At 37.0% G+C, this 16,580-nt stretch carries 15 protein-coding genes; 8 read left to right on the top strand and 7 right to left on the bottom strand.

Annotation, left to right across the window (positions count from 1 at the left end; all coding sequences use genetic code 11):
* The first annotated feature begins 42 nt into the window (after positions 1-42).
* The 4 genes from ACJJVU_RS11560 to ACJJVU_RS11545 all read left to right on the top strand — a co-directional run bounded on the left by ACJJVU_RS11560 (position 43) and on the right by ACJJVU_RS11545 (position 4,772).
* The gene (locus tag ACJJVU_RS11560; RefSeq protein ID WP_405225551.1) at positions 43-897 is read left to right on the top strand and encodes a family 16 glycosylhydrolase; all 855 of its coding nucleotides are present in this window, start codon (positions 43-45) and stop codon (positions 895-897) included.
* Between the two features lie 43 nt (positions 898-940).
* Positions 941-1,627, top strand: coding sequence for an HAD family hydrolase (locus ACJJVU_RS11555; protein ID WP_405225548.1), 687 nt, complete (start codon positions 941-943; stop codon positions 1,625-1,627).
* A 147-nt stretch (positions 1,628-1,774) separates the two neighbouring features.
* Positions 1,775-2,164 (top strand): acyl-CoA thioesterase, encoded by a 390-nt coding sequence (locus ACJJVU_RS11550; RefSeq protein WP_298324030.1) that lies wholly within the window; start codon positions 1,775-1,777, stop codon positions 2,162-2,164.
* 109 nt (positions 2,165-2,273) lie between these two features.
* A complete protein-coding gene (locus ACJJVU_RS11545) occupies positions 2,274-4,772 on the top strand; it encodes a zinc-dependent metalloprotease (RefSeq protein WP_405225545.1) in 2,499 nt (832 codons plus the stop codon).
* A 2-nt stretch (positions 4,773-4,774) separates the two neighbouring features.
* Here ACJJVU_RS11545 and ACJJVU_RS11540 read toward each other — a convergent pair whose 3' ends face one another.
* Positions 4,775-5,392: a M15 family metallopeptidase gene (locus ACJJVU_RS11540; protein WP_405225542.1), complete on the bottom strand. Its 618-nt coding sequence runs from the start codon at positions 5,390-5,392 to the stop codon at positions 4,775-4,777.
* A gap of 73 nt (positions 5,393-5,465) precedes the next feature.
* On the opposite strand from ACJJVU_RS11540, the gene ACJJVU_RS11535 reads away from it, so the two are divergent.
* Both ACJJVU_RS11535 and ACJJVU_RS11530 read left to right on the top strand, forming a co-directional pair.
* Positions 5,466-6,674 carry a class I SAM-dependent rRNA methyltransferase gene (locus ACJJVU_RS11535; protein WP_405225539.1) on the top strand — a complete coding sequence of 403 codons (1,209 nt, stop codon included), beginning with the start codon at positions 5,466-5,468 and terminating at the stop codon, positions 6,672-6,674.
* A gap of 9 nt (positions 6,675-6,683) precedes the next feature.
* Positions 6,684-8,231 carry a family 20 glycosylhydrolase gene (locus ACJJVU_RS11530; protein ID WP_405225536.1) on the top strand — a complete coding sequence of 516 codons (1,548 nt, stop codon included), beginning with the start codon at positions 6,684-6,686 and terminating at the stop codon, positions 8,229-8,231.
* On the opposite strand, the gene ACJJVU_RS11525 is transcribed toward ACJJVU_RS11530, so the two are convergent.
* Together ACJJVU_RS11525 and ACJJVU_RS11520 are read right to left on the bottom strand one after the other, a co-directional pair.
* Positions 8,221-8,652: a hypothetical protein gene (locus tag ACJJVU_RS11525; protein WP_405225533.1), complete on the bottom strand. Its 432-nt coding sequence runs from the start codon at positions 8,650-8,652 to the stop codon at positions 8,221-8,223. The two genes, ACJJVU_RS11530 and ACJJVU_RS11525, sit on opposite strands and share 11 nt — an antisense overlap.
* Positions 8,653-8,769: 117 nt before the next feature.
* Positions 8,770-9,825, bottom strand: a complete 1,056-nt coding sequence (locus ACJJVU_RS11520) for a vWA domain-containing protein (RefSeq protein ID WP_405225530.1) — start codon at positions 9,823-9,825, stop codon at positions 8,770-8,772.
* A gap of 246 nt (positions 9,826-10,071) precedes the next feature.
* Here ACJJVU_RS11520 and ACJJVU_RS11515 point away from each other — a divergent pair, with 246 nt between their 5' ends.
* On the top strand, positions 10,072-10,779 hold the full coding sequence (locus tag ACJJVU_RS11515) for a hypothetical protein (RefSeq protein WP_298324050.1): 708 nt from the start codon (positions 10,072-10,074) through the stop codon (positions 10,777-10,779).
* 1 nt (position 10,780) lies between these two features.
* Here ACJJVU_RS11515 and ACJJVU_RS11510 read toward each other — a convergent pair whose 3' ends face one another.
* From ACJJVU_RS11510 to ACJJVU_RS11495, 4 genes are all read right to left on the bottom strand, one after another.
* Positions 10,781-12,610, bottom strand: a complete 1,830-nt coding sequence (locus tag ACJJVU_RS11510; protein ID WP_405225526.1) for an ABC transporter ATP-binding protein — start codon at positions 12,608-12,610, stop codon at positions 10,781-10,783.
* A 34-nt stretch (positions 12,611-12,644) separates the two neighbouring features.
* Complete coding sequence (locus ACJJVU_RS11505) at positions 12,645-14,372, bottom strand: phospho-sugar mutase (protein ID WP_405225523.1); 1,728 nt, start codon at positions 14,370-14,372, stop codon at positions 12,645-12,647.
* A gap of 89 nt (positions 14,373-14,461) precedes the next feature.
* On the bottom strand, positions 14,462-15,403 hold the full coding sequence (locus ACJJVU_RS11500) for a glycosyltransferase (RefSeq protein ID WP_405225521.1): 942 nt from the start codon (positions 15,401-15,403) through the stop codon (positions 14,462-14,464).
* Positions 15,403-15,933, bottom strand: a complete 531-nt coding sequence (locus ACJJVU_RS11495) for a DUF4199 domain-containing protein (protein ID WP_405225518.1) — start codon at positions 15,931-15,933, stop codon at positions 15,403-15,405. The genes ACJJVU_RS11500 and ACJJVU_RS11495 overlap by 1 nt, the downstream gene beginning before the upstream one ends.
* 181 nt (positions 15,934-16,114) lie before the next feature.
* Between ACJJVU_RS11495 and ACJJVU_RS11490 the strand changes: the two genes are divergently transcribed.
* Entirely contained in the window at positions 16,115-16,366 is a 252-nt protein-coding gene (locus ACJJVU_RS11490; RefSeq protein ID WP_035337593.1) for a type B 50S ribosomal protein L31, read from the top strand.
* The last annotated feature ends 214 nt before the right edge of the window (positions 16,367-16,580 follow it).

The raw sequence follows: 16,580 nt of genomic DNA, 5'->3' as shown, positions 1-16,580 counted from the left end.
TATATTGTATTTTTAAACTTTATAAATTCACACCCTATTATCATGAAAAATAGCATCCTTCTAATATTTCTTTTTACAGCTATTGTGAGCTGTAAAGAAACAAATCAAAACAATAAAGACTTAGAGAGTAATGTTGAACAAGTAGAATCCGCTTCTCAAGAAGCAAAAGAAACTAAAAAGTTAAAGTGGAGTGAAGAATTTAATGGTACAACTGTAGATACCTCGCAGTGGAATTACAAAACAGGTGCTACTGGGTGGGGAAATGACGAATTACAAAATTATACAGATGGGAATAATGTTGAGGTGGCAGATGGGGCTCTCAAAATTATTGTAAAGAAAGAGGGCGAAGGTCAAAAAGTAGGCGATTATACTTCTGCTAGAATTACTAGTACACAGAAAGTGCAATACGGTCACGTAGCCATCAGAGCAAAGATGCCAGATTATAAAGGAAAAGGTATCTGGCCTGCATTATGGATGCTTGGTGCAGATATTACAGAGATAGGATGGCCACAATGTGGTGAGATAGATGTGATGGAGTATGTAAGTAAGAATCCAGATCAAGTACTACAAACCATACATAGCGTTGCAAATAACCACTCTAATGGAACACAAATTTCAACAGATTTTATTGCGCTTCCTACTATCGAAGAGGAGTTTCACATTTATGGATTACTGTGGAAAGAAGATCAACTTCAATTTTACATAGACAGCCCAGATAACATCACGCTTACCATAGATCGTCCAGAAGATTATAATAATGAAAACTGGCCTTTTATGAAGGAGTACTATTTTATACTCAATATTGCCGTAGGAGGTAATCTTGGAGGTGAGGTAGACGACCTTATATTTCCGGCAGCAATGGAGGTAGATTATGTACGTGTGTACGAATTGGATTAAAGGAATTATTACGCTTTCGCGAAAGCGTGCTTAAAACAATACTATGAACAACATTCATACAATTGCCTTTGATGCAGATGATACCTTATGGGTAAATGAAACTTTTTTTCGTGATGCCGAAGATGAGGTGTGCAAGCTACTGAGCCCGTATATTGACTATGAGTCGTGCCAGCAACGACTTTTTGAAATGGAAATGCGTAATCTCTCTCTTTACGGATACGGGATAAAGCCTTTTACATTATCATTAATTGAATGTGCGCAAGAAGTTTCTGAAGGAAAGGTGACTAATAAGATTATTGCAAGCATTATAGATATAGGTAAGGAGATGCTTAACGCTCCTGTAGATCTTATTGATGGTATTGAAGAGGTGCTTGAGAAGCTTTCTGATAAGTATAAACTTGTAGTAGCTACTAAGGGAGATCTTCTCGACCAAGAGCGTAAACTAGAAAAATCTGGACTTTCAAAATATTTTCATCATATAGAAGTAATGTCAGACAAGCAGCCAGCAAATTATCTCAAGCTTGTAAAACACCTAGATATTAGCCCAGACACCTTTCTTATGATAGGTAATTCATTAAAGTCTGATGTGCTGCCAGTCTTAGAAATAGGAGGTCATGCATTTCATATTCCTTTCCACACTACATGGGCGCATGAGCAGGTAGATATAGAGATTACTCACGAGCGTTTTAAATCTTTTGGAATGTCTAGCGAGATTCTTAAGCATTTATAATGTCAATTTTATGGTAGCCATTTCATAAATACTGTTCATATTTATGAAGATTATTGATGATCTGGTAAAATGAGTTTTTTAAGTACGCTTTCGCGAAAGCGTGACACATCTTTTTGTTAACTTTAGATAAATCTCAACCCAAATATGATGAATTTTCACACACGTAAATGGATAAAACCAGAAGACTTAAATCCTAATGGAACACTCTTTGGCGGAAGGCTCTTAGAATGGATTGATGAAGAAGCAGCGCTTTATGCAATCATCCAACTTGAAAATCCTAGGACGGTTACAAAGTACATGAGTGAGATAGACTTTCGCTCTAGTGCCAAAATAGGTGATATTATTGAGATAGGGATTGAAGCTACTGCTTTTGGTACAGCATCACTTACATTGAGATGCGAGGTGCGCAATAAGATGACTAGAGAGATTATTATCAGTATTGAACGTATTGTAATGGTAGGTCTAGATGAAGATGGAAAGGCGCAGGCACATGGTAAAACGCAAATAGAATTTGTAAAAGATAGACTGGACAAATAGCGAGTGATAAACACTAATGTTAATACGTCCGTATTCTGTTAATGTTATCTAAAATTAATCTTGCTCGTTGCAGTCAATTCTTATTTTCGGAGTACTTTAAACAAACTCCATGAAAAGAATACTACTTCTCTGTCTCATTACTACCTTTTTTAATGTTCAAGATTCTTTTGCACAACGCAAAGAATTAAGAAAGCGTAAGTCAAAAAATAAAAAAGAGCAGGTTGCAACTCCTAAAAAAGCTGATAAGGGCGCAATCAAATCATATACTGATGTAATTACAAAAGAAGCAGTTACAGATTCTGGCTTATTCCAAGTACATAAGGTAAAGAATAACTTCTATTACGAAATTCCTTTTACTGCGCTTGAAAAAGACATGCTATGGGTCACTCGTATTGCTCAAATCCCTAACGGACTAGGAGGTGGTTATATGAATGCTGGTTCAAAAACTAACGAGCAAGTTGTACACTGGCAGCGTTTTCAAGATAAGGTCTTACTTAAGATAAAGTCATACACCAACATTGCAGATAGTAGCAAGGCGATAAGCAACTCTGTACGAGTAAACAATTATGAACCTACATTATATGCTTTTGATGTAGAAACGTTCAATCAAGACTCTACTGCCGTAGTCATTGATGTTACAAAATTATTCTCTACAGACGTAAAAGCGATTAGTCCGCTATCTGGGCGTTTACGTAAAGAATACAAAGTAAAAAAACTTGATGGTAGCCGTAGCTTTATCAACAGTGTTAAGAGTTTTCCAGAAAACATTGAAGTAAAGCAAGACTTTACGTATGATGCCTCAGAGCCACCTACAGAAAGTTCTGCAGAGAGTATCAGTTTACAGGTAAATCAATCTATGATTTTACTTCCAGAGGTGGCAATGCAACCTAGATTGTATGACCCACGTGTTGGTTTTTTTACTGTAAATCAGTTTGATTATGGAAGCGATGCTTTAAAAGCAGATGAGAAAACATACATACGTCGCTGGAGACTAGAGCCTAGTGATCCAGAAGCGTATAAAAGAGGTGAGCTGGTAGATCCAGTAAAGCCTATTGTCTACTACTTAGACCCAGGAACGCCAGAAAGCCTAAAGGAGTACATTAAACAAGGAATAGAAGACTGGCAAAAGCCTTTTGAAACTGCAGGATTTAAAAATGCAATCATTGCAAAGGATGCTCCTACACCAGAAGAAGATCCAGATTTTAGCCCAGAAGATATTAGATACTCTGTTGTAAGATATGTAGCAAGTACTACGCGTAATGCGGTAGGACCAAGTGTTTCAGATCCACGTAGTGGTGAGATTATAGAAAGTGATATTATCTGGTATCACAATCACCTGCGCAGTTATAGAAATAGATACCTCCTTGAAACAGGAGCAGCAAACCCAAGCGCGAGAACGCTAGATACTCCAGAGGAAGAGATAGGAGAGATGATGCGTATGGTTATTGCTCATGAGGTAGGGCACGCATTAGGTTTTCCACATAACATGGCAGCAAGTTATGCTTATGATGTAGAATCTTACAGAGACGGAGCTTTTACACAAGAAAATGGTATTGCAGCTAGTCTTATGGATTATGCTAGATATAACTATATAGCGCAGCCAGGAGATACAAACATTCGATTTGTACGCCAGATGGGACCTTATGATCATTATGCGACTAACTGGGGTTACCGCTGGTTACCAGAAGCTTCTTCGCCGTTAATGGAAAAAGCAACTCTTAATAATTGGATTCAAGAAAAAGCGGGAGATCCTCGTTTTAAATTTGGCCGACAGTCTAGTAGTTTTGATCCGCAGTCACAGACGGAATCTATAGGTAATGATCCTGTAAAAGCAAGTACGTATGGAATCAAAAACTTACGATATGTAGCAAAAAATCTTCCTAGCTGGACGTCAGATAAAACAAACGACTATGGAGATCTAGAAGAGCTTTATGGAGAGCTTGTAGGTGTTTATAGCAGATTTGTAGGTCATGTAGTTACAAATATTGGAGGAGTTTTTGAAGATATTAAAATGCCTTCACAATCTGGAGTAGTGTACACGCACCTAGATAAAGCTGCACAGAAGGAATCAATGAGTTGGTTACAAAACAATCTTTTTGAAACTCCTACATGGCTTGTAGATCCAGCAATCATGCAAAACATAGATCACGCAGGATATGCAGAAAAGGTGAGAAGAACACAATCACGCTATTTAAATAGAATCTTAAGTTTTGATAGGATAGGTCGTCTTATAGACGCAGAGACTACGCAAACAGATTACTATAGCGCTCTTGATATGCTGTCAGATCTTAGAAATGGTATCTGGTCAGAAACTAGCAGAGGCACTTCGGTAGATCTTTATCGTCGTAATTTACAGCGTTCTTACTTAGATAGAATGGAGTTTTTAATGACGGACCAAGGTCCAAAAGCTAGATCTGGAAGATCTGGTTTTGAAGGAACTCTATATTACGATGTGAGTGTATCAGATGTGCGACCGCTAGTAAGAGGTGAACTAGGAAAACTGCGTAGTAAACTACGCTCAGCGCGTAATAGTAGTGTGAATACAGTCACAGAATATCACTATGAAGATGCCATTGCACGCATAGAGCAATTGCTAGATCCTAAATAAAATTACTCACAGTCAAAATCAATGTCAAGTACTTTAAGACCATAGTTCTTTGCATTATAATTAAAATGCCACCACTCGGTACGAATAGGTGAGAAGCCAAATTTTTTCATAACAGACCATAATTGCTTTCTATTTGCAGTTATGGTCTCATTATGTGGATGATCAATATGAGCAGCTTTACCAAAAAAGTCATAGTCACTCCCCATATCTAGCGGAGTGCCATCAAGCTTAACAATAGTCATATCTATAGCAGCACCACGATTATGTATAGAGCCACTACCATATGGATTTCCTACGTAACCTGGATTAGGATAAATTTCCCACATTTTTTTCTGTACAGATAATGGTCTGTAGCAATCATACAGCTTTACCATGTAGCCTAACTCACAGAAGTAATTATTTGCATCTACAAGTGCCTCCGCCACCTCGGGTATGAGTAAGCATTGCACACAGTCATAGACCGTTTGTTTTAAAAAATTGTCATCTGTTGCATAACGTACATCATATGCAAAAGTTGAGTCAAACTGGTCTATATTTACCAGCGGACTTTCATCATCACTTTGGAAGGTTAGAAAAAAAAGGGCCGATACTACTAAAAAAAGCGTGTGATACATTCTCATACTGGAAAATTACGATTAATTTGGTTTTTTTCACGCTTTCGCGAAAGCGTAATTTCATAATACTACATCTTACATGATAGATTTACCTCAAATAAAGGCAAAGAGACTTGCAGTACACCTCACAACAAATGCCGAAAAGCTTGTAAAACAAGGACATCCTTGGATTTTTGAAAATAGTATAGCAAAGCTTAATAAAGCAGGAACCTCTGGTGACATTGCCATTCTTTTTGATAATCGATCTGATAAAGTGTTTGGAATAGGATTGTATGATCCAGATTCTCCTATAAGAATAAAGGTTCTTAGTAACGTACCGGCAACAATAAATGAGGAGTTCTTTAAAACTAGAATAAAAGAAGCATTTTCCTTGAGAAAACAGCTATTAAGAACAAACACCAATAGTTATCGTCTCATTTTTGGAGAGAATGATGGTTTTCCAGGACTCATAGCAGATGTTTATAATGATGTCATCGTTGTAAAAATTTACAGCGCTATCTGGTTTCCATATCTCGAAGAAATATTACCTGATCTTATTGAAACCTCAAAAGCAAATACAATGGTATTGCGCTTAAGTCGCAATGTTGCAAAAGGTAAATCACATGGACTTACAGATGGACAAGTGATCTTTGGAACCCTCAAAAAAGAAGTAGTTCGTTTTGTGGAACACGGAGTGAAATTTTCGGCAAACGTGATTCATGGGCATAAAACAGGATACTTTCTCGACCACCGCAACAATAGAAAAAGAGTAGGAGACATGGCAAAAGGAAAGACTGTGCTAGATGTCTTTAGTTATGCAGGAGGATTCTCTGTTCATGCACTTGCTGGAGGAGCAACAGAGGTGTTGAGCCTTGATATAAGTGCTCAGGCGTTACAAGTTGCGCTAGAAAATGGTAAGCTCAATCAGCACACAGGAAAGCACAAAATACTTGCTGTAGATGCTTTTGTAGGCTTACAGCAACTTATAGATGAAGGGGAGAAGTATGATATCGTTGTGATAGATCCACCAAGTTTTGCAAAAAGTGCAAAGGAAGTAAACACAGCTAGAAATAGCTACGCTAGACTGGCTCAATTAGGAACCAAGTTAACATCAAAAAGAGGGATGCTTGTACTAGCATCTTGTTCATCTAGAGTAGAGGCAGAGGCGTTTTTTGACATCTGTGAACTCAATATTAAAAAGGCAGATCGCAAGTTTACAGTAGAAGGTAAGACGTATCACGACAGTGATCACCCTATTAGTTTTCCAGAAGGAGCATATCTCAAGTGTGGTTATTATAGATTAAACTAGTGTAGGATTATGGCTTTTAGATTCTTAACGCTTGTTATTTGCATCTCATTTTTTTCTTGTAAAAAGGAAAAACCTTTAGTACCTACAAGTATTGAAAAGCTCGTTCTTATCCCAATTCCAGATCAGATAGTTGCAGAGGATTATGGCTTTTTATTTGATCAGGAAACTAGAGTGATGAGTGATACATTGCCAGAAGTGCAAGCAATTGCCACGCAGTTTAAAAATCTTTTAAAACAAACACCTTTTCCATTAACACTAGATAATGAAGTAGATGAAAATGTAGTTTCATTTAATATGGTGTCTAGTGATAGTATACCTTCCCCAGAGGGATATGTACTTGCTATAAATAATAAGAGATTGTCGCTTGCTGGGTCTACACCTAGTGGTGTCTTTAGGGGTATGCAAACGCTATTGCAAGTTTTACCAGATGCTCTTATTGCAGGAAAGCAGATTGATAGTCTAGTCATCCCAGGACTAAAAATTGTAGATGCACCGCAGTACGAGTATAGAGGTATGATGCTAGACGTTGCACGTCACTTCTTTACCGTAGATGAAGTAAAGCGTCTCATTGACCAAATGGCATTGTATAAACTCAATAAATTGCACTTACACTTAACGGATGACCAAGGGTGGCGTATAGAAATCAAATCTTGGCCTAAGCTCACTGAAATAGGAGGTAGCTCTTCTGTGCGTAATGAACGCCCTGGGTTTTATACGCAAGAGGATTATAAATCTATCGTAGCCTATGCTCAGTCAAAATTTATTGCGGTGATTCCAGAGATTGATATGCCTGGACATACTAACGCAGCATTGGCATCTTATCCAGAACTCAACTGCAATGGTAAAGCCACAAAGTTGTATAAGGAAATGCGTGTAGGCTTCAGCACCTTGTGTGTAGATAAAGATATTACATACACATTTGTAGAAGATGTGATAAAGGAAATAGCAGCAATGACCCCTGGGCCATATATACACCTAGGAGGTGATGAATCTCATGTCACTTCAAAAAAGGATTATAATATTTTTCTCAATAAAGTATTTTCAATAGTAAAGAAATATAAAAAACAAGTGATAGGCTGGGAAGAGATAGAAAGTGCCGGTGTAGATAGTACTTACATAGTACAACACTGGCAAAGAATCACTACCGCATCACGAGGACTTGCTCAAGGTGCAAAAGTTATTTTATCTCCTGCAAAGCGCATGTACTTGGATATGAAATATACTAAGAAGTCACCTATAGGTCTTACTTGGGCTGGAACGGTTGAGGTGGATAGTGCTTATATCTGGAAACCATCACAAATTTTTAAGGATGTGCCGCCTTCACAAGTGTTGGGAATCGAATCTCCTTTGTGGTCTGAGACCATAAAATCGTCTGATGATATTGAATATCTCGCTTTTCCTAGGCTTATAGGTCACGCAGAGTTGGGCTGGACTAAGCCCGAAAATTATAATTGGGATTCTTATGAGAGGCGATTAAATAAGCATTATAAGAGAATGGATATTTTAAAGATTAACTATTATAATTCTCCAGTACTTGAAACTAAAATCAAGCCGTAGTTTTCTTAATAATGTATTCTTTTTGCTGCTCTTTAGCCCAATCTACTGCATCATTTAAATCAAAGAATTTTTTGATTTTAGATTTAAAGAAAAGGCGTTCTAGGAGTATGTCTGAGCGTTCTTGCTGACTGTAAGAAACCACAGCAAATGCACTTATAGAATTACGTGCTTTAAAATATTTAAGCCAGTCTTGAGGTACTAAAGAATAAGAGTGAACGCGATTTGATATGTAGGCTATCTTATTTTCTGTTCCATAATGGTTTTCGGCTAGATGGAGGAGTTCTTGCGCCATCTGCCAGTCAAAGAGCATACCTTCATTAATTTCTGAGATAATAAAATCTTCAAAAAAATAGTAAGTTCCTGTTTCTAAGATGTAAACATCTTCTAATACATTATTAAGGTTTGATTCTGATACTAGCATAATACAAAGATATACTATTGTCAAAATTGTTACTTGATAATAGTATCTTGTAATCGGGCGCATCTGTAAAGCTGCCTTTTGTGTCGATTAACTACTCAAATTGAGTAGTTAAAATAGCTATTCACAACCACTAGTGAATCCTGTTGCATCAAAGGAAGTTTGAACTAGTCCATCTTGATTCCCATTAATTACTTGAATCACAAGGTTATTCATACCACTTCCATCACGTTTTGGGCTGCAGTATTCAAACAAGTAAAAACTATTTGCTTGTCCAGCTACACCATTAGATATATCATTAAAGACAGACTCTAGCTCTGCTGCATTAGATGCAAATACACTTTCTGTTTGTCCTATTTTAGAAAGTATGCCTTCATCTATCTCTGAGCCAAGACCTATAGTAAAGAAGCTTATATCATCATCTGCATCAGAAACAGCATCTACTGCCTCTTGTTCTGTATATCTAGCTGCTTGATCTGTTCCGTCTGTAAAAATTACTACAGAGGCTGCTGCAAATAGTTCTTCATTTTCAGAAACGTCAATAATATCATCTGCAATTTCGGTAGCTTTAATTACGGCGCCATATAAATCTGTTGAGGGGTCATTACTGATATCCTCTGTAATTCCATCTATAGCTTCTTGTAGTACAGCTGCACTGGTGGTAAGTGGTTGTAATTCATGAAGAATATCTTCTCCATCAAACCAGTAAATAGCCATTTTGAAAGAATCTGTAGGTATTGCCGGCATCACATTAGCTATGAAACTGCTTGACGCTTGCTTAAGTTCTTGCAAGCTTGTACTCAAGACACTGTTACTTAAATCTAACACTAGTAGTGTGTTATTTGAAAAAATCTGAGCATTTGGAGATATCGCGCCAGATGCCTCAGAATTTGAAATTTCATTATAGCAATCGTCATTACGGCCTTGCTCAAAAATTGTAAAATTAGAAGGTGTTAATCCTGCTACGGGACTACCGTCACTGCCATTTACTTTAAAGAAAACAGATACCTTAGAAGGTAGTGTGGTAAAAGATTCTTGTATGGTAATATCAAGCTCTTGGGTTCCTAAGTTGAGACAGTCTATATCTGTTGCGCTATTTCCATCGTCGTCTCTTGAACTACAAGAAAAAGATAGAGAGGCTAGGACAAAAAGAGCAAGTAATGCACGTAGTTTCATAAGTATTCATTTGTTTGATGTGGTTAGAACGCATTACATTTCAATTTATTTCTTAATACATTGTAATGATCAATAAATTTTGCCAACTGATATATTGACCTATAAATTTCAAATATTTTATCTTTGAATACGTTAGGTTGCTGTTACGCTTTCGCGAAAGCGTAATTTTAAGCAACAATGGCATACTTTATGGTAAATATGCATGGAAGCCATAACTCTAAAATGTTACATCGACTCACTTACTATTTGAAAACTACTTTCCCCATATCAATTAAAGCTCTTCCATTATTAGCCTTACTCTTAGTATCTCTAAGTGCACAAGCTCAAATAGATGCACCTAGTGCTTCTATAGAAATTAAGGGAAAGCAGCCTAATGATGTGCCAGCACCTGTGTTTATAGCACCTATGGCAAGAGAAAAGAGCAGCGATGTACAATCTGGCTCCCTTGTTTTTAAGAGTAAGGTAAAGCTTAAGGATCCTTTTAAATCAAATGAGAAAAGAGAGATCAACTTTATGGAAGGCACCGACTTTGCAGAAAAAACGTACACTGCTCTCGAAAATAAGATGAATAATTCTCAAGAAAAAGATAGAGAAAAACTCCGTCCAGAATATTTTAGAGATCAATACTTAGGCGACTTTAAAAGCGGATCCAAATTTGTAAACTTTACTTACAGAGATCACGGCGCAGTAGATGGAGATCTAGTGAGCGTGAGTGTAAATGATACCATTGTGCATCCTAGAATATTTCTTGAAGGCCAGTTTCAAGGATTTTATCTTGATCTTAAAAAAGGATTTAATAAAATAGAAATTAAGGCACTTAATCAAGGCTCAGTAGGAGCAAATACAGCACAGTTTGTAATGTATGATGATATGAAAAAGGTGATTTCTTCAAACACTTGGTTTCTTGCATCTGGATACACAGCAACCGTTGTCATCGTAAAAGAAAACGACTAGTCTAAGCCTCTTCAAAAGATTGCATTGATACTAGTTTGTGATACATTCCCTTCTTATCAATAAGCTCTTGATGTTTTCCTTGCTCTACAATTTCTCCTTTTTGCATGACCACAATCTCATCTGCGTTTTGAATAGTAGAAAGTCTGTGAGCAATTACAATTGAAGTTCTGTTCTTCATCATATTTTCTAGCGCTTTCTGCACGAGACGCTCACTCTCCGTATCTAATGCTGAGGTAGCTTCATCTAGAATCATTATAGGCGGATTCTTAAGAACCGCTCTAGCAATAGAGAGGCGTTGTTTTTGTCCTCCACTCAATTTATTACCACTATCACCTATATTAGTATCAAGTCCCTTAGGGAGGTCTTGTACAAACTCCCAAGCATTAGCAATTTTAAGTGCGTCAATAATTTCTTCATCTGTGGCGTTCTCTTTACCTACAGACATATTACTTCTGAGCGTATCATTAAAAAGAATAGCGTCTTGAGTAACAATCCCTATATTCTTCCTTAAATCACTAAGTGACATGTCTCTAATATCCAGTCCATCTAATGTTATAGTTCCGTCTACCACATCGTAAAAACGAGTAAGTAAATTGGCAATCGTACTCTTTCCAGATCCAGATTGACCTACGAGGGCTACCGTTTTACCTTTAGGAACATTAAGGTTAAAGTTTTTAAGCACTAATTGGTCTTCATACTTGAAAGAAATATTAGATAGCTTAATAGACTTTTCAAAACCACTTACCGGTGTTGTTGTTTCTTTATCTGCAATGGTATTTTCCGTTTCTAGTATTTCTAGAATTCTTTGAGCAGAGGCATTACCGCGTTTTACACTGTAGCTGGCTTTAGAGAAAGCTTTGGCAGGAGTAAGTATCCCATAGGCGAGTCCCATAAATGCTATAAATGTAGGTCCGTCTAGAGTTCCCTCAGTAAGAACCATATTACCACCAAACCATAGTAGTATACCTATCACAACGATTCCTAAAAATTCACTAGTAGGAGAGGCAAGAGCTTGTCGTTGCATTAAGTTATTTGCAAAATCATTATATCTGCTTGTGCTTGTTTCAAAATTAGATTGAAAACGTTGCTCTGCATTAAAACTCTTCACAATTTTAAGGCCTCCTAACGTTTCTTCTAGTTTAGAAAGTAACTCGCCTTGCTCGCGCTGTACACGATCAGATTTTTTCTTCAATCGCTTTCCAACGAGAGATATTAGAAAACCCATCACTGGAATAAATGTAAGAACAAACACAGCAAGCTGAGGGCTTAATAAGAACATTGCAACAAGTGCAAAAATAATAGTGAGCGGTTCTCTTACAATGAGTTCAAGAATACTTAAAAAAGAATGTTGAACTTCTTGTACATCAGAAGTGACGCGGGCAATTGTATCTCCTTTTCGTTTTTCTGTAAAGTATGCAACGGGTAGTGAGACAATCTTTGCATACATGGCATTACGTATGTCTTTTAAAACTCCATTTCTCAAAAAAGTAATGAAGTACATAGCAAAATAGCCAAATAGATTTTTAAGTAAAAAAGTACTAATTATGAAGATAATCATAAGCGTAAGCGCTTGCGCCTTATCATCAGATGCTATTTCTGTGACGTAATAGCCTAAGGAATCCTCCATGTAATCTTTAGCTTTAAGGATACCTTTCCACTCAGGTTTTACAGTAACTTCTTTAGTCTTGTCAAAAAGAACCTGAAGCATAGGTATTAAGGCTACAAAACCTAATGTGCTAAATAGCGCATAAAATACATTACAAATGATATTAAGAATACCATATACTTTGTACGGCATTGCATAAGAAAGAATCTTCTTAAAATATTCCATAGAGTGTTTCCGCTTGCGCGAAATTTTGAATTATTTAAACGCCTAATGCATTTTTTATACCAGCAAGACGTTTATCTAGTGTTGCAGAAATTGTGTCATACTCACTCAACGAAGCCAGTTGAGCATTGACGCTTATATAAAACTTTACTTTAGGCTCTGTGCCACTTGGTCGTGCAGCAACTTTGCTGCCATCTTCTGTATAAAAAATAAGCACATTAGATTTTGGAACATCAATGGTAGTGGTCTCTCCCGTAAGCAGGTCACGACTAGTAGATGATTGGTAATCTTCTACACGTATCACTTTACTTCCATTAATTTCTTTCATAGGCTCTAGACGAAGATCTTTGAGCATTTGCTTGATTTCCTCTGCGCCAGATTGTCCTTTTTTTACAAGGGCAATAAGTGTTTCCTTGTAAAAACCGTGTTTTACGTACAGCGACTTCAGTTTTTCAAACAGCGTCTGTCCTTGCTCTTTTACTTGTGCTGCCATGGTGCAAGCGAGTAGGGTGGCGGTCACGGCATCTTTATCTCTTACAAAATCACCTACCATATAGCCGAAGCTTTCTTCACCACCACCTACAAAGTGCTGGTTAGGATAATCCACAATCATTTTGGCAATCCATTTAAAGCCTGTAAGTCCTGTTTTGCATTCTACATCATACGCATCTGCAAGAATATCCATCATAGGTGTAGACACAATGGTGCTTCCTATAAATGGTGCTGGGTGTTGATTTGCGCTTTCGCGAAAGCGTTCTAATAAATAATCTGTCATTAAGATCATAGTTTGATTACCATTTAAAATGGTAAGCTTGCCATCATCTCCTCTCACAGCAATCCCTAGTCGATCACAATCCGGATCTGTACCTATAACGATGTCTGCATTTTTTTCTTCACCAAGTTCTAGCGCCATTTTAAGAGCGGCAGTTTCTTCTGGGTTAGGAGAAACAACGGTAGGGAAGTTACCGTCTGGAACTTCTTGTTCTTTTACAATATGAAGGTTTGTAAATCCTGCTTGTCTAAGCGTATCTGGAACGAGCGTGATTGAGGTTCCGTGTAACGAGGTGAAAACGATATTTAGGTCCTTCTTTGTTTCACTAGTAAGACCAAAAGACACATTTGCAACACTTGCATCTACAAAAGCTTTATCTACTTCTTTATCTACAAGTTCAATAAGAGAGTCATCTCCATTGAATTTTATAGCACTAAAGTCAAGCGCATCTATTGTGGCTATGACTTCGTTATCTTGTGGTGGTACGAGCTGTCCACCATCTTCCCAGTACACTTTGTAACCGTTATATTCTGGAGGGTTGTGACTCGCAGTGAGTACAATACCGCACTGGCAATCTAGGTGACGCACAGCAAAACTCAATTCTGGTGTAGGTCTAAGATCAGAAAATAGAAATACTTTAATCCCATTTGCCGAAAATACATTTGCAACCACTTGAGCAAGTTCTTTACTGTTATGACGGCAATCATAAGCAATAGCGACCTTTATTTTTTTGTCAGGAAACTGTTTGTGCAAGTAGTCAGATAGACCTTGGGTATTTTTTCCTAAGGTATATTTATTAATTCTGTTAGTTCCAGCTCCCATGATACCGCGCATTCCGCCAGTACCAAATTCTAGATTCTTATAGAAACTATCTGCAAGCTCATCTGGATTGTGAGCGATATTTTCTTTAATGGCTTGTTGAGTTTCCTCATCAAAGGTTGCTGTAAGCCATGCATTTGCTTTTTCTAAAATAGCGGGATCGTGGTATACCATAAGAATGTGTGTTGTTTACTAACAAAAGTACGATTTTGTTATAATTTATAAAGCTCACTACGAGGGATGTCTACGTGTTGAGCTGTATGTTATAAAGTCTCTTTAATATTGTATCTCTTTTTATCACGTTTTGATCTTAGTACGAGTTCGCCTAAGAAGCCAGCAATAAATAGTTGAATACCCATAAGCATCGCAACAAGTGAAATATAAAATTGTGGTCTTTCTGTAATCAGTCTGCCTGCTCTATGAAAGAATACTTTGTCTATACCTAAGTATCCGGCAAATCCAAAACCTATAACAAACATGAGTACACCTAGTGCTCCAAAAAGATGCATAGGTCGCTTTCCAAAACTTCCTAAAAACCAAATTGTGAGTAAATCTAAGAAGCCATTTAAAAAGCGTTCCATACCAAATTTAGTCTCACCATACTTACGAGCTTGATGCTGTACTACTTTCTCACTTATGTTTGAAAATCCTGCATTCTTAGCAAGTACGGGTATGTATCGGTGCATCTCACCATATACATCCACGGTTTTGATTACTTCTTTTTTGTAGGCTTTTAAGCCACAGTTAAAGTCGTGTAGTTTAAGTCCGCTAGTTTTTCTTGCTGCGGCGTTAAAGAGTTTACTAGGTAAGTTTTTTGCAATTACAGAGTCGTAGCGCTTCTTTTTCCATCCTGAGACTAAGTCATACTTATCTTCGGTAATCATGCGGTATAAGTCTGGAATCTCCTCTGGATTATCTTGCAAATCTGCATCCATAGTGATGATTACATCACCTTCGGCAGCTTCAAAACCTGCGTGTAAGGCTTGTGATTTACCGTAGTTACGATTAAAGCGAATTCCTTTGATGTTATCACGCTTTCGCGAAAGCGTTTCAATCACCTCCCAAGAAGCATCTGTACTTCCATCATCTATAAATAGGATTTCATAAGAAAAACCATTGGTTTCCAGGGTTTCTGAAATCCAATGGTGTAGTTCTTTAAGTGATTCTTCCTCATTAAGTAGAGGTATGACAACAGATATTTGCATTATCCTAATTCTTCTTTTTTCTTTTTCATAGATAGAGCAGCTATAAGACCGAGGATACCACAAAACAATACTGTAAAAGCGTATTGAAGTGTTATGTTCTTAATAGAGTATGAATCTTCTAATGCTGCTTGTTCCATTGCTTTTTCAATTTCTGATTCTGGAGCTCCAAAGCGTCTCATAATTTCTTCAGTCTTTTCAAGGCCTATTTCCTTGAGCATTTCGGCTGCTTCAAGATCAATAAAATTAAATAGAACATATAAAAAAATCATTGGTAATAGTAGTCCTATAGCCACAGGTATCAAATATGCAGAAAATGCTTCTCTAAAAGATATGTAACCATCTTGTAAACTCTTGCATTTTGCTGTCGTAACAAAACCTAAAACTATAAGAGCAATGATAATGGTTAGCCCAAACCAAAAGTTAGTTAATAGTTCGACATTGACAACGTAGCAAATTACATACAATAGTATAATGGTAATACCGGCAATAAAGCCATTCTTTAATGCTATCGATTTAATTGTATCATTCATAATAATGGTTGTTTTGGTTATGGTCAGTTAGTAGACAAATATACAATATCGTTACGCCGAGCGTAGAAAAATCGTAACTTCGTGAAATAGGTAATATTTATTTTAAAAAATAGTTGGTCATTTTCAAAATTTATGTAAATTTGCACCTCGAAAAATAGAATAATTTTTAAGTACGATTATAATGAAAGCAGATATACACCCAGAAAATTTTAGAGTAGTAGCATTTAAAGACATGTCTAATGATGAGGTGTTCTTAACAAAATCTGCTGCAGATACTAAAGAAACTATTGAGATCGAAGGAACTGAGTATCCTTTAATAAAATTAGAAATCTCTAGAACTTCACATCCATTCTATACAGGTAAAGCTAAGCTTGTAGATACAGCTGGACGTATTGATAAGTTCAAAAACAAATACGCTAAGTTCAAGAAGTAATTTCTTGTTCTTATCAAGTACAAAGCCTCCTTTTATGGGAGGCTTTTTTTTGTTTGTTACAACTCATGTTTAAAAGCTGTTTGATTTTCTTATTAGAGTTGGTGCTGAGCCTATTAGCTCTTCATGTAAATAGCAGTTCCTTGCTTACTATCCCATCTTATAAGAAGTTAAGCGCAAGCGTGAATTAATTGTACTAGTGGCACTCATTGCATTG

Source organism: Dokdonia sp. Asnod1-B02, from assembly GCF_045063955.1.
Lineage (GTDB): Bacteria > Bacteroidota > Bacteroidia > Flavobacteriales > Flavobacteriaceae > Dokdonia.
This window is presented reverse-complemented; position numbering and strand designations above follow the sequence as displayed.